Annotated in this window: 21 protein-coding genes; 12 read left to right on the forward strand and 9 right to left on the reverse strand. The window is 68.5% G+C overall.

What is annotated here, in order from left to right:
- The first annotated feature begins 48 nt into the window (after positions 1-48).
- From leuC to A5732_RS17350, 3 genes are all read left to right on the forward strand, one after another.
- Positions 49-1,488, forward strand: a complete 1,440-nt coding sequence (gene leuC / locus A5732_RS17340) for a 3-isopropylmalate dehydratase large subunit (protein ID WP_076051134.1) — start codon at positions 49-51, stop codon at positions 1,486-1,488.
- 27 nt (positions 1,489-1,515) lie between these two features.
- Complete coding sequence (gene leuD, locus A5732_RS17345) at positions 1,516-2,112, forward strand: 3-isopropylmalate dehydratase small subunit (RefSeq protein ID WP_076103025.1); 597 nt, start codon at positions 1,516-1,518, stop codon at positions 2,110-2,112.
- Positions 2,113-2,322: 210 nt separating this feature from the next.
- Positions 2,323-2,964 carry an HU family DNA-binding protein gene (locus A5732_RS17350; RefSeq protein WP_076051135.1) on the forward strand — a complete coding sequence of 214 codons (642 nt, stop codon included), beginning with the start codon at positions 2,323-2,325 and terminating at the stop codon, positions 2,962-2,964.
- Between the two features lie 94 nt (positions 2,965-3,058).
- Here the strand turns inward: A5732_RS17350 and A5732_RS17355 are convergent, their stop codons facing one another.
- The 3 genes from A5732_RS17355 to cofC all read right to left on the reverse strand — a co-directional run bounded on the left by A5732_RS17355 (position 3,059) and on the right by cofC (position 7,035).
- On the reverse strand, positions 3,059-4,006 hold the full coding sequence (locus A5732_RS17355; protein ID WP_076051136.1) for an NUDIX hydrolase: 948 nt from the start codon (positions 4,004-4,006) through the stop codon (positions 3,059-3,061).
- An 88-nt stretch (positions 4,007-4,094) separates the two neighbouring features.
- Positions 4,095-6,284 carry an RNA degradosome polyphosphate kinase gene (locus A5732_RS17360; protein ID WP_076051137.1) on the reverse strand — a complete coding sequence of 730 codons (2,190 nt, stop codon included), beginning with the start codon at positions 6,282-6,284 and terminating at the stop codon, positions 4,095-4,097.
- Between the two features lie 88 nt (positions 6,285-6,372).
- Positions 6,373-7,035, reverse strand: a complete 663-nt coding sequence (cofC, locus tag A5732_RS17365) for a 2-phospho-L-lactate guanylyltransferase (protein WP_076051138.1) — start codon at positions 7,033-7,035, stop codon at positions 6,373-6,375.
- Positions 7,036-7,202: 167 nt separating this feature from the next.
- Between cofC and A5732_RS17370 the strand changes: the two genes are divergently transcribed.
- Positions 7,203-8,237 (forward strand): NAD(P)H-dependent glycerol-3-phosphate dehydrogenase, encoded by a 1,035-nt coding sequence (locus A5732_RS17370; RefSeq protein WP_076051139.1) that lies wholly within the window; start codon positions 7,203-7,205, stop codon positions 8,235-8,237.
- Between the two features lie 81 nt (positions 8,238-8,318).
- Positions 8,319-9,464, forward strand: coding sequence for a D-alanine--D-alanine ligase family protein (locus A5732_RS17375; RefSeq protein WP_076102859.1), 1,146 nt, complete (start codon positions 8,319-8,321; stop codon positions 9,462-9,464).
- A 6-nt stretch (positions 9,465-9,470) separates the two neighbouring features.
- Here A5732_RS17375 and A5732_RS17380 read toward each other — a convergent pair whose 3' ends face one another.
- Positions 9,471-10,031, reverse strand: a complete 561-nt coding sequence (locus A5732_RS17380) for a DUF3515 domain-containing protein (RefSeq protein WP_076102860.1) — start codon at positions 10,029-10,031, stop codon at positions 9,471-9,473.
- 145 nt (positions 10,032-10,176) lie between these two features.
- Between A5732_RS17380 and A5732_RS17385 the strand changes: the two genes are divergently transcribed.
- Genes A5732_RS17385 through A5732_RS17395 form a run of 3 tightly spaced genes read left to right on the forward strand, consistent with a single transcriptional unit; the run spans position 10,177 to position 12,790 of the window.
- Entirely contained in the window at positions 10,177-11,130 is a 954-nt protein-coding gene (locus tag A5732_RS17385) for a thiamine-phosphate kinase (RefSeq protein ID WP_171975043.1), read from the forward strand.
- Positions 11,131-11,171: 41 nt separating this feature from the next.
- The gene (locus A5732_RS17390; protein WP_076103026.1) at positions 11,172-11,855 is read left to right on the forward strand and encodes a uracil-DNA glycosylase; all 684 of its coding nucleotides are present in this window, start codon (positions 11,172-11,174) and stop codon (positions 11,853-11,855) included.
- A gap of 5 nt (positions 11,856-11,860) precedes the next feature.
- Positions 11,861-12,790 carry an NADP-dependent oxidoreductase gene (locus tag A5732_RS17395; protein WP_076051148.1) on the forward strand — a complete coding sequence of 310 codons (930 nt, stop codon included), beginning with the start codon at positions 11,861-11,863 and terminating at the stop codon, positions 12,788-12,790.
- Positions 12,791-12,874: 84 nt separating this feature from the next.
- On the opposite strand, the gene A5732_RS17400 is transcribed toward A5732_RS17395, so the two are convergent.
- Genes A5732_RS17400 through A5732_RS17415 form a run of 4 tightly spaced genes read right to left on the reverse strand, consistent with a single transcriptional unit; the run spans position 12,875 to position 16,609 of the window.
- Positions 12,875-13,705, reverse strand: coding sequence for an oxidoreductase (locus tag A5732_RS17400; RefSeq protein WP_065054394.1), 831 nt, complete (start codon positions 13,703-13,705; stop codon positions 12,875-12,877).
- Between the two features lie 2 nt (positions 13,706-13,707).
- A complete protein-coding gene (locus tag A5732_RS17405) occupies positions 13,708-14,952 on the reverse strand; it encodes a hypothetical protein (RefSeq protein WP_076102862.1) in 1,245 nt (414 codons plus the stop codon).
- Positions 14,945-16,162 carry a sulfotransferase family protein gene (locus tag A5732_RS17410; protein WP_076102863.1) on the reverse strand — a complete coding sequence of 406 codons (1,218 nt, stop codon included), beginning with the start codon at positions 16,160-16,162 and terminating at the stop codon, positions 14,945-14,947. The genes A5732_RS17405 and A5732_RS17410 overlap by 8 nt, the downstream gene beginning before the upstream one ends.
- Before the next feature lie 3 nt (positions 16,163-16,165).
- Positions 16,166-16,609 carry a nuclear transport factor 2 family protein gene (locus A5732_RS17415; protein WP_076051665.1) on the reverse strand — a complete coding sequence of 148 codons (444 nt, stop codon included), beginning with the start codon at positions 16,607-16,609 and terminating at the stop codon, positions 16,166-16,168.
- Positions 16,610-16,704: 95 nt separating this feature from the next.
- Between A5732_RS17415 and A5732_RS17420 the strand changes: the two genes are divergently transcribed.
- Both A5732_RS17420 and A5732_RS17425 read left to right on the forward strand, forming a co-directional pair.
- Positions 16,705-17,604 (forward strand): SDR family NAD(P)-dependent oxidoreductase, encoded by a 900-nt coding sequence (locus A5732_RS17420; RefSeq protein WP_076103027.1) that lies wholly within the window; start codon positions 16,705-16,707, stop codon positions 17,602-17,604.
- Positions 17,605-17,606: 2 nt separating this feature from the next.
- Complete coding sequence (locus A5732_RS17425) at positions 17,607-18,428, forward strand: mycofactocin-coupled SDR family oxidoreductase (RefSeq protein ID WP_076051666.1); 822 nt, start codon at positions 17,607-17,609, stop codon at positions 18,426-18,428.
- Between the two features lie 24 nt (positions 18,429-18,452).
- Here the strand turns inward: A5732_RS17425 and rpmB are convergent, their stop codons facing one another.
- The gene (rpmB, locus tag A5732_RS17430; protein WP_064950728.1) at positions 18,453-18,647 is read right to left on the reverse strand and encodes a 50S ribosomal protein L28; all 195 of its coding nucleotides are present in this window, start codon (positions 18,645-18,647) and stop codon (positions 18,453-18,455) included.
- Positions 18,648-19,156: 509 nt separating this feature from the next.
- Here rpmB and A5732_RS17435 point away from each other — a divergent pair.
- Complete coding sequence (locus tag A5732_RS17435) at positions 19,157-19,780, forward strand: hypothetical protein (RefSeq protein WP_436971834.1); 624 nt, start codon at positions 19,157-19,159, stop codon at positions 19,778-19,780.
- 177 nt (positions 19,781-19,957) lie between these two features.
- Positions 19,958-21,643: a DAK2 domain-containing protein gene (locus A5732_RS17440; protein ID WP_142256638.1), complete on the forward strand. Its 1,686-nt coding sequence runs from the start codon at positions 19,958-19,960 to the stop codon at positions 21,641-21,643.
- Positions 21,644-21,645: the final 2 nt, after the last annotated feature.

Here is a 21,645-nt window from a genome sequence, read left to right on the forward strand (position 1 = left end):
CCCGAATGATCGGCGAGCCGCTACGAGGCGAATTGAGGCGAGTTCGATATGGGAATCGACCAAGGGGCGGCGGGGGCCGCCACCAAACCGCGCACTCTGGCCGAAAAAGTTTGGGATGACCACGTTGTGGTATCCGGTGGTGCCAGCGAGCCGGACCTGATCTACATCGATTTGCACCTGGTGCACGAGGTCACCAGCCCGCAGGCTTTCGACGGCCTGCGCCTGGCCGGCCGGCCGGTGCGCCGCCCCGATTTGACGCTGGCCACTGAGGATCACAACGTTCCGACCATCGACATCGACAAGCCGATCGCCGACCCGGTGTCGCGAACCCAGGTCGAGACATTGCGGCGAAACTGTGCCGAATTCGGTGTGCGGCTATATCCAATGGGCGACGTCGAGCAGGGCATCGTGCACGTGGTCGGGCCGCAGCTGGGTCTCACGCAGCCGGGGATGACGGTCGTCTGTGGGGATAGTCACACCTCGACGCACGGCGCATTCGGCGCGCTGGCCATGGGAATTGGCACCTCGGAGGTCGAGCACGTGCTGGCCACCCAGACGTTGCCGCTGCGGCCCTTCAAGACGATGGCGGTCAATGTCGACGGTCAGCTGCCCGCCGGCGTGACGGCCAAGGACATCATTCTCGCGCTGATCGCCAAGATCGGTACCGGCGGCGGGCAGGGCCACGTCATCGAATATCGCGGCAGCGCCATCGAATCGCTGTCGATGGAAGGCCGGATGACGGTCTGCAATATGAGCATCGAAGCCGGTGCCCGGGCGGGAATGGTCGCTCCGGACGAAACCACGTTCGAGTTCCTGCGCGGCCGTCCGCACGCCCCGCAGGGGGCGCAATGGGATGCGGCGATGAGTTATTGGCGGCAGCTGCACACCGATCCCGGAGCCGAATTCGACACCGAGGTCTACCTCGATGCGGCGTCGCTGAGCCCGTTCGTGACGTGGGGCACCAACCCAGGCCAGGGCGTTCCGCTGGCCGACGCGGTGCCGGATCCCGAGCTGATGACCGACGACGCACAGCGCCAGGCTGCTGAGAAAGCGTTGGCGTATATGGACCTTCGACCGGGTACGCCGATGCGTGACGTTGCCGTTGACACGGTGTTCGTGGGCTCTTGTACCAACGGTCGTATCGAGGATCTGCGCGTCGTCGCCGACGTGCTGCGCGGCCGCAAGGTCGCGCCCAGCGTTCGGATGCTGGTGGTGCCGGGCTCGATGCGGGTGCGCGCGCAGGCCGAAGCCGAAGGATTGGGCGAGGTTTTCACGTCCGCGGGCGCCGAATGGCGCCAAGCGGGCTGCTCAATGTGCCTGGGGATGAATCCCGACCAGCTTGCGCCGGGGGAGCGGTGCGCTGCGACGTCCAACCGCAACTTCGAAGGGCGCCAGGGTAAAGGCGGCCGCACGCATTTGGTGTCTCCGGCCGTTGCCGCAGCGACGGCCGTTCGCGGCACATTGTCTGCTCCAGCCGATTTGAGCTGACGAATTTCGACTGTTGAAGGGATGAGCATGGAAGCATTTCACGCCCACACCGGTATCGGTGTGCCGCTGCGGCGCTCCAATGTCGACACCGATCAGATCATTCCGGCGGTGTATTTGAAGCGTGTCACCCGAACCGGTTTCGAGGACGGCTTGTTCGCCAGCTGGCGGTCGGATCCGTCATTCGTGCTCAACCTCAGCCCCTTTGACCGGGGGTCAGTGCTAGTCGCGGGGCCCGATTTCGGGACGGGGTCATCGCGCGAGCATGCGGTGTGGGCACTGATGGACTACGGGTTCCGGGTCGTCATCTCGTCTCGATTCGGTGACATTTTCCGGGGCAACGCGGGCAAGGCGGGGCTGCTGGCGGCCGAAGTTTCTCAGGACGGTGTGGAGCTGCTCTGGAAGCTCATCGAGCAGAGCCCGGGCTTGGAAATCACTGTCAATCTTCAAGATCGAAATATCACCGCGGGAACGACGGTGCTGCCGTTCAAGATTGACGACCACACCGCATGGCGACTACTCGAAGGCCTTGACGATATAGCCCTTACGCTGCGGAAACTCGACAAAATCGAGTCATTCGAGATCGAGTATCCGGAGTGGAAACCGCGCACTCTGCCCACCTCTTGAGTAGTCGGCCGGCGCCGATTTTCTGCTTGATCGGCTAACTAAACCGAGCCGATTTTTAACGCCCCCACCGGTCAAGGGCGGCAACCAGATTGCGAAATCGGCGGACGCCTTGCCCTGAAATTGCGCGTGGCTCTTGGAAATTTGCTGGGTGAGGGTTTACCGTGTCCACTAGTCGGTTCAAATCGAGGACCACTAGTGTCGGAGGGATTGATGAACAAGGCAGAGCTCATTGATGTGCTCACAACTAAATTGAACACGGACCGTCGACAGGCGACCGCCGCGGTCGAGAATGTTGTCGACACCATTGTGCGTGCGGTACACAAGGGCGACAGCGTCACTATCACCGGGTTCGGTGTGTTCGAACAGCGGCGCCGCGCAGCGCGGGTGGCCCGCAACCCGCGGACCGGTGAGACGGTGAAGGTGAAGCCGACGTCCGTCCCGGCGTTCCGCCCCGGTGCTCAGTTCAAAGCGGTTGTGTCTGGCGCACAGCGCCTCCCGTCGGACGGCCCGGCCGTCAAGCGCGGTGTGGTAGCGGGTGGTGCGGCCAAGAAGACCGCCGCGAAGAAGGCTCCGGCCAAGAAGTCGGCGGCCAAGAAAGCGGCTCCGGCCAAGAAGGCCGCGGCCAAGAAGGCTCCGGCCCGCAAGGCCGCGACCAAGGCCCCGGCCAAGAAGGCCGCGACCAAGGCTCCGGTGCGCAAGGCCGCGACCAAGGCCCCGGCCAAGAAGGCCGCGACCAAGAAGGCTCCGGCCAAGAAGGCCGCGACCAAGGCTCCGGCCAAGAAGGCTGCGAGCAAGGCTCCGGCCCGCAAGGCTGCCGCCAAGAAGACGACCGCGCGTCGCGGTCGCAAGTAAGCGGAGTCAAGTTCTAGACACGAATACCCTTCGGGCGGCAGCGGTGCCCCCGAAGGGTATTCGTGTTGTCTAGCGGCGGGCCGCCGCCATCGCGCTAGGCCCGGACGTTGGCGGCCAGCGCACCGCCGATGTGGTCGGCGGCCACCAATCGCCCGTCTAACAGCGACAGCACCCAGGTGCTGCCCTTGTGGTTGCGCGACTTGTCGGGCCGCACGCCGTCGCGCTCACACCACCACGCGATCAGGTCCGGAATCACCTTGCCCTGCGTGCAGACAACCGGAGTGCCTTTCTGCTCGGCGATGTCGAGCATTCGGTGGCGTCCGCGTTTCGCGTTCTTCGCATAGGCCTCTTCGGTGAGGGTCGGTTCGTTCTGCACGGGCACGCTCAAGTCCTCGGCGAGCGGTTCCACCGTCTGGTGGCAGCGGACCCGGTCGGCCGCATACACCTGCGAGGCACCGAAGGCCAGGAGCTGTGGGACCAGCGCCTCGGCCTGCGCGCGGCCCCGTTTGTCCAGCGGGCGCTTGGCGTCATCGCCGGAGAAACGCGATTTGCGGCCGGCCGTGCCGTGCCGGACCACCAACACGGTTTGCGTATCGGCGGGCTTTTTATTGAAGTGGCGCAACACTTTTCGGTCTTGCGTGTAGTCGAGCCGCTGCATCGCCTCGGCGAGCGGGAGCCAGAGCAACCGGTCCACCTCGTGGCCCGGCACGAATTCGCCGCCGGTGGCGCGGGCCGCCCAGTAGTAAACCTTTTTGACGCCCTGGTCGATTGGATAGCTCACCAAATCGAGCCGCCTGCCGAGGATGGCGTGCTGACCCGTCTCCTCGTGCACCTCGCGCACGGCGGCCACCGGGGCCGTCTCGCCGGGGTCCACCTTGCCTTTGGGCAGTGACCAGTCGTCGTACCGGGGACGGTGGATGACGGCGATCTCGACGTCGTGGTCAGTCGCGTCGCCACTGCCGGGGCGCCACAGCACCGCGCCGGCGGCATAGACGACTCGGCTTCCCGAGCGCCGAGCGGTGGACGAATTCTGGGTCGGCACCTCAACTCCTGCAGATCAATTCACCTCGAGGGCCGCACGCTTGATCAGGGTGCGGCCCGGAGAAACAACCGGAAGTCACCGCACAGAGCTAGGGACTGCGATGGCGCTCCATCAAAGATACTTGGTGGTCACGCACGGTATGGCCTTCCTGTGGCGACGGGGTCCACTGCCCGTCGGGCCCCAATTCCCAGCAGCGGGTCGACGGATCCAGTGCGGATTCGAACAATTCGTCGAGCTGGACGGTGAGCTTGGGGTCCTTGACCTGAGCCAGCACCTCCACCCGCCGATCGAGATTGCGGTGCATCATGTCCGCGCTGCCGATCCAGAACTCGTTGATGTTGCGGAAATGGATGATCCGCGAGTGCTCCAGGAAGCGGCCGAGAATGGAGCGGACGAAAATGTTTTCGGAGAAACCCTCGGCGCCCGGGCGCAGCGCACAGATGCCGCGCACCACGACCTCGACCCGAACCCCCGCCTGCGAGGCTCGATACAGCGCGTCGATCACCTGCTCGTCGACAAGCGCGTTCATCTTCAGGCGGATACGCCCGTTGCCGCGTTCACGGTGCGCTTCGATTTCGCGTTCGACGCGTTCGATGATGCCGGCGCGAATTCCGTGCGGCGCCACCAGCAGATTGCGGTAGGAGACCTTACGCGAATAGCCGGTAAGCGAATTGAACAAATCGGTGAGGTCCGCGCCGATGTCGGGGCTCGCCGTCAGCAGGCCGACATCCTCATACAGGCGGGCGGTCTTGCTGTTGTAGTTGCCGGTTCCGATGTGGCAGTACCGCCGGATCGCCGAACCCTCGCGACGCACCACCAAGCAGGTCTTGCAGTGCGTCTTGAGGCCGACGAGCCCGTAGACCACATGCACGCCCGCCTGCTCGAGTGCGCGCGCCCAACGGATGTTGGCCTGTTCGTCGAAGCGCGCCTTGATCTCGACGAGTGCCACTGCCTGCTTTCCGGCCTCGGCCGCTTCGATCAGCGCCCGCACGATCGGCGAATCACCGGAAGTGCGGTACAGCGTTTGTTTGATCGCCAGCACGTTGGGGTCCGCGGCGGCCTGCTGGATGAAGCGCTGCACGCTGGTGGAGAAGGAGTCGTACGGGTGATGCACCAGGACGTCGCCCTCGCGCAGCGTCGCGAAGATGCTCTTGGGAGATTCGCGGTCGGCGAAGGCGGGATGGGTGTCCGGCACGAACGCCGGGTCCTTGAGCGCCGGCCGGTCCAGGCCGTATATCTGCCACAGCGACGAAAGGTCGAGCAGGCCCGGCACTTCGATGACGTCACCGGGATGCACGTCGAGTTCGCGAAGCAGCAATTCCAGCATGCCCTCGGTCATGTCGTCGGCGATCTCGAGTCGCACCGGCGGGCCGAACCGCCGGCGCGCCAATTCCCGCTCCAGCGCCTGCAACAGATCCTCGTCGCGGTCTTCTTCGACTTCCATGTCGGCGTTGCGGGTGATGCGGAAAGCGTGATGCTCCACGATTTCCATGCCCGGGAACAGAAGTGGAAGGAAGGCGGCGATCAGTTCTTCCATCGGCAGGTAGCGGACGATGGTCCGCCCCGAGCCGTCATCGCTGTTGATGGCGGGGAGTTCGACGAAGCGATCGACGTTGTTGGGCACCTTGACTCGCGCGAAGTGCTGCCCGCCGTCCTCGGGCTGGCGCACCATGACCGCCAGGTTCAGGCTCAGCCCGCTGACGAACGGGAACGGGTGCGCGGGATCGACGGCCAGCGGTGTCAGGACGGGGAACACCTGTTCGGTGAAATAGCTCGACAATTCGTCACACTCGGCCTGATCGAGATCGGCCCACGTGACGATGTGGATGCCCTCCTCGGCGAGCGCCGGCCGCACCGAATCGAGGAACACCCGCGCATGCCGGGTCGCGATCCGCTGAGTCTGTTCCCCGATGAGGGCGAGCTGCTTGCGCGGCGTCAAACCGTCGGCGGACCGAACCGACAGCCCCATCTCGTCGCGGCGTTTCAGGCCGGCGACGCGCACCATATAGAACTCGTCGAGATTGGAGGCGAAGATTGCCAGGAACTTGGCGCGTTCCAGCAGCGGTAACGAGTTGTCGTCGGCCAGCGCCAACACGCGGGCGTTGAAGTCCAGCCAGCTCAGTTCGCGGTTGAGGTAACGATCGTCCGGCAGATCGGTCAGCGCGGCCTGGGTCGCAGCCGGTGGTGCCGCCACGGCCGAGTCGCCCGAATGCCACAAATTCTCGTCGGGTCGCGCCTCAGCTTCGATTTCAGTCACCCTGCGATCATCGCGCATCACGCGCGGGTGCTGCTAGCGCTCGGGGGACATCCATTCGCCGTTGGGACGACGTTCACCCATCGGACAGATTTGTCCAGGGTGATCGAAATCAGTGCGGCGCGATGGCCCGGGCGGTCGCCGCCCCCACCCCGAGGCGGCGGGCGGCGGCGAGGTCGGTGGGAGTGTCGACGTCGCACCGCAGGCCGGGCCAGGCGCCGGTCAGCTCGATCGCGCCCGAACTGCGGTGCCGCGCCGAGGAATCGGACCCGAACCGGGGATCGAGCGGGCTGCCGAACGCAAACAGTGCCGCGGTGCCCGTCGCCAGCCGGTCGGCGACGAAGCTGCGCCGGTGCTGGCGTGCGGCGGCGATCGCCTCGTTCAGCTCCTGGGTCTGCAGTGCGGGTAAATCACCTTGCAGCGCAACGACATTGGCGAAGGAACTGCCCACCGCGCGCTCCGCCGTGGCGATGGCGTTGTTCAGGGGATCGGGGTGGCCCTCGGGCGTCGGATCCGCGAGCACGTCGGCGCCCAGCTCGGTGGCCGCGGCCGCCGCGGCGTCATCGGGCGTGATCACGGTGATCGAGCCCAGCGATCGGACACGTCCGGCGGCGGTCAGCGTGTCCATCAACATGGCGAGCACCACGCTTTCCCGGGTGCGCGCCGAGAAGACCGGGGCCAGCCTGGTCTTGGCCGCGGCCAACCTCTTGACGGCGATGATCAACGCCACGTCGCCTGCGCCGTTGGCCGCGCCGTCGGCCCGTATGCCGCTCATGAGATGTCATCCTGCCAGCGCCGCGCCGCGGATCGCTCGCGAGCCGGGGGCGATTCGCCCCACGCGCGGACACGCTGGCTCGCGTGACGCCCGGTCCGTCGCTGATCTAGGGTGTAGCGGCCGCGCCTGCCGCGTGAGCAACACCGACCACGGACAGGGGGTGGTACATGACCAGCGCATCATCGGGTGCCGTCGCGGTCATGGGTGCCGGGGCGTGGGGAACGGCGCTGGCCAAGGTGCTGGTCGAGGCCGGGGGACCGGAGGCCAGGGTCACGCTGTGGGCCCGCAGGCCCGAGCTCGCCGAGCAGATCAATTCCACCCGGCACAACCCCGATTACCTGCCCGGCACGGCGTTGCCGCCGGGCATCCGCGCCACCGCCGACGCCGCCGAAGCGCTGCACGACGCCTCAACGGTGTTGCTGGGCGTGCCGGCGCAGACGATGCGCGGCAATCTCGAGCGCTGGGCGCCGCTGATCCACCGGGGCGCGACCCTGGTCAGCCTGGCCAAGGGCATCGAGCTGGGCACGCTGATGCGGATGAGCCAGGTCATCGTCTCGGTCACCGGCGTCGACCCGTCCCAGGTCGCGGTGATCTCGGGGCCGAACCTGGCCAGCGAGATCGCCGCATCCCAGCCCGCCGCCACCGTCGTCGCGTGCAGCGACTCGGGCCGGGCCGTCGCCCTGCAGCGCATGCTGAACAGCGGATACTTCCGCCCGTACACCAACAGCGACGTGGTCGGCACCGAGATCGGCGGGGCCTGCAAGAACGTCATCGCCCTCGCGTGCGGGATGGCCGTCGGCGTCGGGCTCGGGGAGAACACCACGGCGGCGATCATCACTCGCGGCCTGGCCGAGATCATGCGGCTGGGCATTGCGCTCGGCGCCAAGGGCGCGACGCTGGCCGGGCTGGCCGGCGTCGGCGACCTGGTGGCCACCTGCAGCTCACCGCGCTCACGCAACCGCTCCCTGGGCGAACGGCTCGGCCGGGGAGCGACGATCCAGTCGCTGCTGGCGGGCACCCCCGACGGCGGCGACGGGCACGTCGTCGAGGGTGTGACGTCCTGCGAGTCGGTGCTGGCGCTGGCCGCCAGTTACGACGTCGAGATGCCCCTCACCGACGCCGTGCACCGCGTATGCCACAAAGGGCTGTCGGTCGACGAGGCGATGGCCCTGCTCCTGGGCCGCAGCACCAAGCCCGAATAAGCGACGCCGAAGATATGAAAAGCCCAGGCAAAGGCCCGTCACCCGACCGGTTCGGGTGCCACCCGGTAGCCTCTTGAGATTGTGAATGCCAGCGAGCGGTCGACGCCGCACCCCAGCTCGCGGGGTGGCGATCGGGTGCGCGTCGCGGTCGTTTTCGGCGGGCGCAGCAACGAACACGCCATCTCGTGCGTCTCGGCGGGCAGCATTCTGCGCAACCTGGACCCCGAACGGTTCGAGGTGGTCGCGATCGGCATCACCCCGCAGGGTTCCTGGGTGCTCACCGACGGCGACCCCGCCGCGCTGGCGATCACCAACCGCCAACTGCCCGAGGTGACCGCCGAATCCGGCACCGAATTGGCGCTGCCGGCCGATCCCCGGCGCAGCGGCCAGCTGGTGTCGCTGGCACCGGGCGCCAGTGAGGTGCTGGCCTCGGTCGACGTGGTGTTTCCGGTGCTGCATGGTCCCTACGGCGAGGACGGCACCATTCAGGGTCTGCTGGAACTCGCCGGTGTGCCGTACGTGGGGGCCGGCGTGCTGGCCAGCGCCGCCGGCATGGACAAGGAGTTCACCAAGAAGCTGTTCACCGCCGAGGGATTGCCTGTCGGCGACTACGCGGTGCTGCGCCCGTCGCGTTCGAGGCTGCGCCCCGAGGAGTGCGAGCGGCTGGGCCTGCCGGTGTTCGTCAAACCCGCACGCGGCGGCTCCTCGATCGGTGTGAGCCGGGTGTCGAGCTGGGATCAGCTGGACGGCGCGATCGCCGTCGCGCGCCGCCACGACCCCAAGGTCATTGTCGAGGCGGCGATCGTCGGCCGCGAGCTGGAATGCGGTGTGCTCGAAAAGCCAGACGGCACAGTCGAAGCCAGCACGCTCGGCGAGATCCGGGTGGCCGGGGTGCGCGGCCGCGAGGATTCGTTCTACGACTTCTCCACCAAATACCTCGACGACGCAGCCGAATTGGATGTGCCCGCCAAGGTGGACGACGAAATCGCCGACACGGTACGCCAATTGGCGGTCCGGGCGTTCAAGGCCATCGACTGCCAGGGGCTGGCCCGGGTCGACTTCTTCCTCACCGAGGACGGGCCGGTGCTCAACGAGATCAACACCATGCCGGGCTTCACCACGATCTCGATGTATCCGAGGATGTGGGCGGCCAGCGGCGTGGATTACGCGACCCTGCTGGCGACGATGGTCGAGACCGCGCTGGCCCGCGGCGTCGGCCTGCGCTGACCGACGCTAGCGGGGCTGGCCCGGGTCGATGGGCGCCGCCGGGATGCTGTGGGCGATCGCCTCGGACAGCCGCTGGATGGGCGTCGGGCCCGATCCGGTCGGCAGCGTGAGCGCCACATAGGTTCCGCGGTCCACCGCGTACCAGGTGGATCTGCCCGCGTCCCCGGCGGATTGTTGTTCGGCACGAACCTGGAACCACTGCACCCGATCGACGACCTGAATCGGGGAGCCGAGGACGAACTCGGCCGGGCGGTCCAGCCCGCAACGCAGCACCACCGGGTCACTGTCCGTGCCGCTGCGCCAGGCGGCGGCGCCCTGCGGGGCCGGCTGCTCGAGCGGCGCACGCTGGTAGTTCCCAAGCCGTTGCGGCAGCGCGCCCATCAGCGCCCGGCACGCGGAGCCGTCGGCCTGCGGCGCGGGGACCTCGGGAACGGCCACCGAGCGCGGGGGCGCCTCGCGGGTGGCCGCGATGGCCAGGATCACGCCGATCGTCGCGACGGCCAGCGCGATCGCGACGATGATCAGCGCGCGCGGCGGCCCGGCATCGGCGTCCAATTCGGCTGCCACCGCCCGCGCACCTCCTTCCCCCGCTAACCACTATCGCCTTCGTTTACCCAGGTGCCAATTTATTCTCGGGCCGAAACCGGCTCGCGTAGCCCCAAGGTTCGTCCGGCGCGGTCCGGGCGACAGCACGAGCCCTATCGTGAGTGGCGTGCAAGACGAATCGGGCGAGTCGCTGCAGCAACTCGGTGAGTTCGCCGTGATCGATCGCCTGGTGCGGGGTCGTGAGCAGCCCGCCGCGGTCGTGCTCGGGCCGGGGGACGATGCGGCGCTGGTGTCCTCGGGTGACGGCCGCGTCCTGGTGTCGACCGACATGCTGGTGCAGGATCGGCACTTCCGGCTCGACTGGTCGACGCCGCACGACATCGGGCGCAAGGCGATCGCGCAGAACGCCGCGGATATCGAGGCGATGGGCGGGCGGCCGACGGCGTTCGTGGTCGCCTTCGGCGCGCCCGGGGACACGCCGGCGGCGAAGGTGGACGGCCTCGTCGACGGGATGTGGGACGAGGCGCGGCGGATCGGTGCCGGAATCGCCGGCGGTGACCTGGTCCACTGCCCGCAGTGGGTCATCTCGGTGACGGTGCTGGGCGACCCGGGCGCGCGTGCACCGGTGCGGCGCTCGGGCGCGAAGCCCGGTGCGCTGATCGCCGTCGCCGGCGACCTGGGCCGCTCGGCCGCGGGATTCGACTTGTGGGGCAACGGCATTGACGGCTTCGATGAACTGCGTCGCCGGCATGCGGTGCCGCGGCCGCCCTACGGTCAGGGCGCGGTAGCCGCGGCCGGGGGTGCGCAGGCGATGATCGACATCTCCGACGGCCTGATCGCCGACCTGCGTCATGTCGCCAAGGCGTCGGGGGTGGGCATGGATCTGTCCACGGCGGCGCTGGCCGGGGACCGCGACGCGCTTGCCGCCGCGGCGTCCGCCGTCGGCACCGACCCCTGGCATTGGGTGCTCGGCGGTGGGGAGGACCACGCCCTGGTGGCGTGTTTCGCCGGTCCGGCGCCCGCCGGCTGGCGCATCATCGGGCGGGTTCTCGACGGGCCGGCCCGGGTGCTGGTCGACGATCAGGAGTGGAGCGGCTACGCCGGCTGGCAGTCGTATTAGGGTGACGCGGTGACCGTTTACGCGATCGCGGAGAGCCGATGATGACCGCGCGTCCGTTGGGGGAACTCGTCGAGCCGGGCTGGGCGAGTGCGCTGCAGCCGGTGGCCGACCAGGTCGCCGAGATGGGCCAGTTCCTGCGGGCCGAGATCGCGGCCGGGCGCAGGTATCTGCCGGCGGGGCCGAATGTGTTGCGGGCCTTCACCTATCCCTTCGACGACGTCAGGGTATTGATCGTCGGGCAGGACCCGTATCCGACGCCCGGACACGCTGTGGGGCTGAGCTTTTCGGTGGCGCCCGAGGTGCGGCCGCTGCCGCGCAGCCTGGCCAACATCTTTCAGGAGTACACCGCGGACCTGGGCCATCCGCCGCCCTCCTGCGGTGACCTGACACCCTGGGCGCAGCGCGGTGTGCTGCTGCTGAACAGGGTGCTCACGGTGCGCCCGAGTAATCCCGCCTCGCACCGCGGCAAGGGCTGGGAGGCGGTGACCGAATGCGCCATCCGGGCGCTGACGGAGCGGTCGCGTCCGCTGGTGGCGATCCTGTGGGGCCGCGACGCGTCGACACTCAAACCGATTCTCGCCCAGGGAAATTGCGTCGCCATCGAGTCGCCGCATCCGTCGCCGCTGTCGGCGTCGCGCGGGTTCTTCGGTTCGCGCCCGTTCAGCCGCGCCAACGACCTGCTGGCCGGGTTGGGCGCCGACGCGGTCGATTGGCGCCTGCCGTGAGCGAGATGGCCGCGCTGCGAGCGCACCAGCGGGGCGGCCCGGAGCAGCTGGTGCTCGAACGGGCGCCGATCCCGGTGCCGGCGCCGGGCGAGGTCTTGGTGGCCGTGCACGCGGCCGGGATCACCTTCGACGAGCTGACGTGGGACGAGACCTGGATCCGGGACGGGGCCAGCCGCGTTCCGGTGATCCCGTCGCACGAGGTGTCGGGCGTCGTCAAGGCGGTTGCCGCCGACGTCACGGATTTCGCGCCCGGCGCCGAGGTGTACGGGTTGATCGGGTTCGACCGCGACGGTGCCGCGGCCGAGTTCGTCGCGGTACCCGCGGCCGACCTGGCCACCAAGCCGTCGACGGTGTCACACGCCGTCGCCGCCGCGCTGCCGTTGGCCGGCCTGACCGCCGTGCAGGCGTTGGTCGACCACGCCGCGGTGCAACCGGGAGAGGCCGTCCTGGTGACCGGAGGTGCCGGGGGAGTGGGGCTGTTGACGGTTCAGCTGGCCGCGATGCTGGGTGCCCGGGTCACCGCGACCGTGCGCAGCGACACCGCCAATCTCCTGCGCGGGTGCGGCGCGCAGCGCGTGATCGACGTGCGCACCGAGGCATTCGACGAAATCGGCGCCGGTTACGACGTCGTCATCGACACGGTGGGCGGTCAGACGTTGGAGCGGTCGTTCGGCGTGCTGCGCCGCGGCGGCCGATTGGTCACGTTGTCGGCGCCGCCTCCGGAAGGCAGGGCCGACGAGTTCGGCGTCACCGCAACTTTCTTCATCGTGACGCCGAATCGCGATCAGCTCGACGAACTCGCCGCGCTGGTCGACGGCGACCGGTTGCACGTCGCGATCGCCCAGACGTTCGCCCTCGACGACGGCCGGGAAGCGTACGAAAGCCGCGGCAACGGCAGGCGCGCCGGCAAGACGGTCCTGATCGTGCGGGACTGACAGCCGCCGACCGCTCCTCGAGACATAAACCTGGCACATCCCTCGCGGTGTGTCGTGTGCGTGGGTTATATGTCGCGGCAAGACCTACGAGTCCGCGAAATTGACGTCCTTCGTGACTGCCTTCCACTCCTCGATCGACGCCGACATCGCAGTGATCTTGTCCCGCATGGCCTTCAGCACGTCGCGGCCCAGCAGCAGCCGCAGCGGCGGTTCGTCGAGCGTGGTCACCATCAGCACCGCGTCGGCCACCTTCTTCGGGTCGCCGGGCAGGTGGTCGGCGAACTGCTTGATCAGGTCCTTGCGCGCGGCCACGTCGGCGTAGTCGGAGATCGGGCTGCCGGATTCCTTCATCGATCGCGTCGCCCAATCGGTGCGGAACGCGCCCGGCTCGATCGCGGTCACCTTGATGCCCAGCGGGCGCACCTCGGCGGCCAGCGCCTCGGTCACCGCCTCCAGCGCGAACTTGGTCGACGAGTAATAGGCGTTGGGCGGATTGGCCACCAGACCGGTCATCGAGGAGATGTTGATGATGTGCCCCGACCCGCGGGCGCGCATGGCCGGCAGCACCGCCTTGATCATGTCGACGGCACCGAAGTAATTGACGTCGAACAACTTTCGCACCTCGGCGTCCTCGCCCTCTTCGACCGAGGACAGGTAGCCGTGGCCGGCGTTGTTGACCAGGACGTCGATTCCGCCGAATGCCTGGTCGGCCGCCGACACCGCCGCCGCGATCTGGGCTGCGTCGGTCACGTCGAGGGGCACCGCGACGGCCCGATCCCCGAACTCGTCGGCGATGTCGGCCACCGCCTCGACCCGCCGTGCGGTCACCACCACGCTGTGGCCGGCTTGCAGCGCGGCGCGCGCGATCTCGCGTCCAAAGCCGGTGGAGCATCCCGTGATCAGCCAGCGCGCCATCGTCAGATCGTCCCTTCCGGCAGGCGGCGCAGATAGGCCGCGCGCCGCTGCGCCAGTTCGGTGGCCCGCTGCTGCTCGCTCACCCGCGGCAGGTGCGGCACCTCGGCGTCGAGCCGGTCCAGCTTGATCACCCGCCCGCGCGCGCCGAGGTTTTCCCGCGGACCGCCCTCGCCGAACTCCGCCATGCGCAGGGTCAAGATGGCCTCCCGCAGACCGTCGGAGTCGATCCAGTTCGCCACGCCGGGATCGACGGGGGAGATCACATAGGTGTACGAGCCGTCCTCGCCTGCCACCGACTGCGCCTTGTTGAGGCTGCCGGTGCGGTCGACGAGATCGAGCGTGGTGCCCCAGATGTTGCTCAGCGGCACCGTGAAGTATTCGGCGCCACCGTCGTTCAGGTCCACGACGAAAACCTCGTCGGGGGCGAGGTCGAACCGGCCCATGACGTAGACCTGGTTGCGCATCGCGCCGACCTTGTCGGCCGACCAGGCGAGGTTGAAGTGGTTGGCGGGCATCTTGTAGACGCCGTGGCTGAGCTTGCCGGTGAAGTTCGCGAAGTAGTCCATCATCGCGGCCGTGGCCTCGGCCTGCTCGTCGAGTGTGCGCGCCGGGGTGGCCGGCGGCCCGCCAAGCCGTTGCACCTCAATGTGATTGGGGTCGTCGCGGCCCCAGTCCAGCAGCACGTCGCGGATGTAGAACTCGTGGGCTTGCGCCGTGGTCTGCACGTGGTTGGGCCGACCGTTGGCGGGGTCGGCGTCGACGGTGATGGTGTAGCTGCCATCGGAGTCGACCTGCATGGTGCGGCCGTTGAGTACGGCGACCGTGCCCATGTGCGCATCCCACAGCGTGAAGTAGTTCTCGGTCATGCGGTGTTCGCCCACCCGGCCGCGGATCTCGTAGCGCTCGTCGCCCGAGATCGGGATCACCCGGTACACGCTGTCGGGATTGTCGATGCCCCAACGTGATCCGGGGATGCGGCGGCCGTCCACCGGGTGGGCGAGCCGGGTGATGCAGCTGACCTTCGGCCGCAGCTTGTCCTGATTGGACGACCAAACCGCCGCCGAGAACATCACCTCGGCGAACGCCTCGTCGAACCGTTCCCGCATCGCGTCCGACGCCCTGGCCCGGCCCAGCCAGGTCTCGGCGACGCTTCGGTAGGCGGCCTTGACGGTAGGGTGCTCGATCAGGTCGAGGGCTGCCAGCTCCTGTTCGTGCTGGGACACGGTCGCGACCGGGTGGTCAGGCATGTGCTGTTCCTCCGATGTGCTGTCCAAAACGCCTGTTGTACAACGTGAATCGCTCGTCGACCTGCTCGGGACGCAGTCCGTAGGCGTCCAGCCCGTAGGGCGGGCGCGGCAGCTCCCGGGGGCGGTGCGCCAGCCAGCGCCGCATCGCCTCCTCGGCGTCTACCGTCAGCGCCAGCCCGATGGCGTCGTAGACGCGGGCCACCTGACCGATCGGATCGGCCACCGCCTCGTCGAATCCGATGTCGGTGACCACGGCGCCCTCATCGGTCCAGCCGTCGCGGACCGTCATCGCCCGATCGTTGGTCCAGCCCATCCGCTGCAACCATTGCGCACCGACCCGGTGCGCGTCGACGGTATCGGCGTGCATCGCGTGCAGGGTCGCATTGAGGCTGGCCCCCGACGCGATCGTGGTGCGCGGGTCGCGATGCATGTGCACGATATGCAGGTCGGGAAACCGCGCCCGCAGCAGGTCCAGATATCCAAGGTGCGCAGGCGATTTGAGCACCCAGCGCCAAGGCGGCAGAGCCGCCTCGGCAAGACTTTGCCGTTTCTGCCACTGCAGGAACTGCAGCATGCGGTGCAGATAGTCGTAGGCGGGGGAGAAGTCCTGCTCGTCGAGCCAGGACCGGTAGTGCGGCAGGTGCGCGCCCGATTCGGGGACGTGCGACAGGAACGCGTCGGCCAGAAAGACGATCTCCTCCTCGGCCTCCCGCGCGTACATCGGGTGGATGGAGAACAATTCGGGCGCCAGTTCGCGTGACTTCGCTTCTCGCGCTTCGCTGATCGCGATCCTCGGATCAGGCGCGTCGGTGAACCGGTGGTCCAGCCGTGGCGCGGCCTCGACCACTTCCCAGCCGTAGGCGCAGACGAAGCGCGGGTCCGCGGCCAGCAGCCGCTGCAGCAGCGTGGTGCCGCTGCGCATCATCCCGACGACGACGATCGGCGCGGCCACCCGCTCGTCGAGGATCTCCGGATGCCGGCGGATCCACTCCTGCGCGCGCAGCCGCATCCGCAGGCTGTGCACGATGCCCGACCGCAGGATGTGCACGCCGATGGCGTTGAGGTCGGCGCGGGCATAGTCGGCCAGCAACACGGCCAGCGGGCCCTCGAATTCGCCGGGGCCCCAATCGGTGAGGCCTTCCTTGCGTTGCGCATCGGCCAGCACGGCGGCCGGGTCGAACGGGCCGTCGGACGCGCTCGCGGATGCCACGGGTCAGAACTTCAGGTGCTGGCTGACGTCGCCGACCTGGTCGACGAACATGGTGCGGCTGTCGAAGCGCCAGGCCCCGTCCACGCGGTGAAACGTGTCCTTGTAATGCCCGGTCACGATGACCTGCAGCGGCAGCTCCGGGGTGGCCTGCGTGACGCAGTAATACGAGGTGCTCCGCGCGGTGCCGGCGGCCTCGTCGATGTAGAGCTGCACGTTGGTCGTGTTGTGTTTGGTCTTCGGGGTGCCGTCCTCGTAGATCCGGGTGGCCATGTCATACATCTCCCGCACCCGGGCGGAACCGGCGAACACCGTCTCGGGCGGGCCGTCCTCCATCCCGCAGATGCGGCCGTGCTCGAAGAGCCGGGCCACGCCGTCCAGATCGCCGCCGTCGAGAAGCTGCGCATAGGTGTAGATGAGGTTGGTGATCTCGGTGGCGCTGTCACTCATTGTCGAACCGCCTCGGGAGTCTTCCGCTGTGTTCCGCAACAATGTTGGCAGAACCGGTCCAACTTACATAGAACCGACCATTACTCTTGATCGCCGTGACCTTACCGTGGACGCCGAGCAGGCTCGGCAACCTCACCGGCAAACGCGTGATCGTGACCGGAGCGACCAACGGCGTCGGGCTCGGCACCGCGCGGGCGCTGGCCAAAGCCGGTGCGCACGTGATCCTGGCCGTGCGCAACACCCAGCTCGGCGAGCAACGCGCCGCCGAAATTTCTGCGATGGGCGGCTCGACCGCCGTGGTCAAGCTCGACCTCGCCGACCTGTCGTCGGTGCGCGCGTTCGCGGGCCTGATCGATAAGCCGGTGGACATCCTGATCAACAACGCCGGCGCCCTGACCGACCGGCGCACCGAGACGGTCGACGGCTTCGAGATGACGCTGGGCACCAACCTGCTCGGGCCCTTCGCCCTGACCAATCTGCTGCTGGGAAAGGTGCGCTCGCAGATCATCAACGTCGGCTCCGACGCGCACCGGTCGGCGACACTGCGGCTCGACGACCCGCACCTGCGTCAGCACAAGTGGACGCGGTTGGGCGCCTACGCGCAGTCGAAGCTCGCGGTCATGCTGTGGGGGCTGGAGCTGGACCGCAGGCTGCGCGCCGCCGGATCGCCGATCGTCACGCAGCTGACCCACCCGGGCTGGGTGGCCTCCAACCTGTCGAACCTGGGCGACTCGCCGCTGATGTCGCTGGCCCACAAGGGGGTCAAGGCGGTGGCCGACCGGTTGGCCAACGACATCGACGAGGGTGCGGCGCCCACGCTCTACTGCATCAGCGAGCCGATTCCACCCGGCAGCTACGTCGGGGTCAGCGGCAGGTTCGGGCTGCGCGGCGGCCCGGTGCTCATCGGCCGCACGCAGCTGGCATGCGATTACGACACCGCCGGGCGCTTGGTGGCCTTCGCCGAGCGCGAGACCGGCACGACACTGGAGGTGTAGTCATGGGTGAATTCGACGACACGGTTGCCGTGATCACCGGCGCCGCGCGCGGCCAGGGCCGCAGCCACGCCGTGGCGCTGGCCGAGCAGGGCGCCGACATCATCGCCGTCGACATCTGCGCCGATCTCGAGGCCATCCCGTACTCGTTGGGAACCAAGGCCGACCTCGAGGAGACCGTCCGGCTGGTCGAAGCCGCCGGGCGCAAGGCCGTGCCCGTCGTCGCCGACGTCCGCGACCTGGCACAGCTGGAGGCCGGGGTGCAGGGCGCGATCGACGTCATCGGAGAGGTGGACATCGTCATCGCCAACGCGGGAGTGGTCGCGATCGGTGACGCCGACGCCCATTCCGAGCCGGTGTTCAACTCGATCGTGGACACGAATCTCAAGGGGGTCTGGCACACGCTGCTCGCGACGGTGCCGTCGATCATCCGCAAGGGCCGGGGCGGCTCGATCGTGATGATCAGCTCGTCGCAGGGTCTGACCGGGCGGGGCGGCGACGGCAGTTCCGCGATGTTCGCCTACGCCGCATCCAAGCACGGCGTGGTGGGGTTGATGCGTTCGGCCGCCAATGCCTATGCGCCACACAAGATCAGGGTCAACTCCATCCACCCGGCCGGTGTCATGACGCCGATGATCCTCAACGACTTCGTCGTCAACCGCATGCTGGAGAACCCGAATCCTGCCGTCTCCCAGATGCTGCTGCCGGACGTGCCGCTGGTCGAAGCGCAGGACGTGACCGAGGCGGTGCTGTGGCTGGCCGGCCCGAAAGCACGTTATGTGACGGGCGTGTCGGTGCCCGTCGACGCCGGGCACATCGTGATGTAGCTGCGGCCCTAGCCCCGGACGACTTTAGCCCCGGACGACCTTGCCGGCCTTGATGCAGGACGTGCAGACGTTCAGACGCTGCTTGTTGCCGCCCGGACGGGCGACGACGTGCACGGTCTGGACGTTGGGGTCCCACCGGCGGCTGGTGCGGCGGTGGGAGTGCGACACCGACTTACCGAAGCCGGGGCCTTTCCCGCAGATGTCGCACACAGCGGCCATTGTTCAAGCTCCTCAAATCTCGGGGGTCCGGCAATCTGGCCGGGACAGCCCAGGTTCGCCCGGGCTCAACCAGAATACCGACTGTGGTGGCAACCACCAAAACGGTCACCACCGGCAGACCCTGCGATTACGTGGGTCACGCCGGGTCGGCTGTGTGCTGGCACGCCTCGCACCGTCGACATGGAGTCGATCACAGTTGCCGGTCGGATCAGGGTTGCTCGGGCAAACCGCCGTTAGGATGGCGTCGCCGCCGATGGTCGGCGCGGTCCCGCCTCAGGCGTGGACGGCGCGCTGGCCGTGGCTGAAGTTTTCTTCCCGGTGGTGCCGGCCCGCGCGGAGTTGCGGATGAGGCTGGGAAGCAAATATCGGCAGGCTTGAGGGGAGTGCGCGGAGTGTTTGCGCGCGCCGAAAACACCGCTGGTTGCGCCCGCGTCGAAAACCGACGGGGCTGTCCGGCGGGCGTACGACGGTTGGCATCGCGGTTGCGACGGCTCGCGACGGCTTATCTGCTGGTGACGGCGCTGGGCAGCGTCGCTATAGGCGGTACCTCGGGTAATACCCCGGTCGCTGGCTTCGGGCCGGGCCCCAAAGCGTCGTGGACCGGCCGGGCCGGCGCCGCAGCCTCTTGGTGGCAGCCCGATGGTCGTCGTGCTGCGGTGCAGGAGGCTGCTGCCGCACCGCGCCGGATCAAGCTGCGGGAGGTGGCTTTCGACGGTCGGGGAGCGTGGCCGGACGGACCGGAGGCGGTCCGCGGCTACCTGGAAGAGGCGCTGACGCGGATAGGCATTACCGAGGCGCCGGCCCGCGGTCATTGGATCGAGGGAATGATGACCATCGCCGATCACGAGGCTCAGTTCCACGCGAACGCGATCAACCTGTCGGACAGCAATGCCTACGGGCCGCCCCAGCTCGACGGAGGCCCGCTACACGCGACCCGCGGGCCGTGGCAGGTGATGCCCGATACCTTCGCGGCTTTTCACCAGGCGGGGACGTCGAACTCGGCGTGGGATCCGGTGGCCGCCGCGTGCGCGTCGATCAACTATCAGATGAGTCGCTACGGGGTGAGCCGCGACGGTAGCAACCAGCGCATGCTCGTGGGACAGGCCAATCCCGGTATCAGGCAGGGCTATTAAGCCCGCCCGCGGTTTATCCTTGCGAAGGTGAATGGCGTCGAGGATCACCTCGATCAGATGGATCTGATGCTCGCTGCTCAGGCTTTCGCAATGGCGCCGAGCAACTGAACGCAGCGGCTCCGTCGCACGGCTACGCTGGCGCCCACCCCGGAATTGGTGCGGAGGAGGTGGGTCACCCTGGGCACTGCTGACACGTCGCAGGATCGTCTCCTGGACGCGATCACCCTGCGCGACTGGGCGCACACCGCCGTCAGCGACCTGATCACGCACATCGACGAGATCAACCGGCTCAACGTCTTCCCCGTCGCCGACTCCGACACCGGCGCCAACATGCTGTTCACGATGCGTTCGGCCTTGGCCCAGGCCAGGGTCGGCGCCGAGGGCGGCTCGACGTGCGCGGCGCGGGCCGCGGCGGCGCTGTCGACCGGCGCCCTGAACGGCGCGCGCGGCAATTCCGGGGTGATCCTGTCGCAGATCCTGCGCGGCATCGCCGACGCCACCGCGACGGCCGCGGCCGACGCCGGCGGCGAGCTGGCCCACATCGACGTCGTCGTCCTCGGCGCGGCGCTGCAGCGCGGCGTGGAGCTGGTGATCAGCTCGATGGGCGGTGAGGAGGTTCCCGGGACCATCGTGTCGGTGCTGCGGGCGGCCGCCGGAGCGGTGGCGCAGTGCGCCAATGCCGGGGACGGGCTGGTGCCGGCGGTCATCGCCGCCGGTGACGCGGCGGTGGTGGCGCTGGAAAAGACGCCCGAACAGCTCGACGTGCTGGCCGACGCCGGCGCCGTGGACGCCGGCGGGCGCGGTCTGCTGGTCCTGCTGGACGCGTTGCGGTGCACCATCACCGGGCAAGCGCCGGCCCGCACGGTGTACGAGCCGTCGCCGCGAGCGCCGCAACCGGAGGCCTCCGCTCAGCGCCCGGCGCCCCAGTTCGAGGTGATGTACCGGCTGGACGGCTGCGAGCCCACGGCGGCGGACGCGCTGCGCGACCGGCTGGGGGAGCTGGGTGATTCGGTGGGCATCGCCTCGGCGCCGTCATCGGCGCAGCGGACGTACTCGGTGCACGTGCACACCCACTACGACGGCGCCGCCGTGGAGGCGGGGCTGGCGGCCGGGCGGCTCAGCCGGATCGTCATCTCGGCCCTGAGCTCCGGCGGCCCCGGGCTGCCCACCGGCGGCTGGACGCGGGAGCGCGCGGTGCTGGCCGTCGTCGACGGCGACGGCGCGGCCGACCTTTTCGCCGGCGAGGGCGCCAGCGTGCTGCAGCGGGAGCCGGCCGGGCACGATCCCGTCACCAACATCAGCGCGCACCAGCTGATGCGGGCCGTCGTCGACACCGGCGCCGCCCAGGTGATGGTGCTGCCCAACGGGTATGTGGCGGCCGAGGAGCTGGTGGCCGGCTGCACCGCGGCCATCGGCTGGGGGATCGACGTGGTGCCGATCCCGACCGGGTCGATGGTGCAGGGGCTGGCCGCTCTGGCCGTGCACGAGACCGACCGGCAGGCGGTGGACGACGGCTACACCATGGCCCGCACCCCGGCCGCGGCGCGGCACGGCTCGGTGCGCATCGCCACCGAGAGCGCATTGACCTGGGCGGGGCGCTGCCGCCCCGGCGACGGCCTGGGCATCGCGGGCGACGAGGTGCTGATCGTGGCCGCCGACGCGGTCGGGGCGGCGATCGGCCTGCTTGATCTCCTGCTGGCCTCCGGCGGCGACTTGGTGACGGTGCTGCTGGGCGCCGACACCGACACCGGGGCCGTCGGCGACATCCTGGAAGAGCACATGCACGACCACCACCCCGGAACCGAACTAATCACCTACCGCACCGGCCACCACGGTGACGCGATGCTGATCGGGGTCGAGTAGCG

This window comes from Mycobacterium colombiense (assembly GCF_001953985.1).
GTDB lineage: Bacteria > Actinomycetota > Actinomycetes > Mycobacteriales > Mycobacteriaceae > Mycobacterium > Mycobacterium colombiense_B.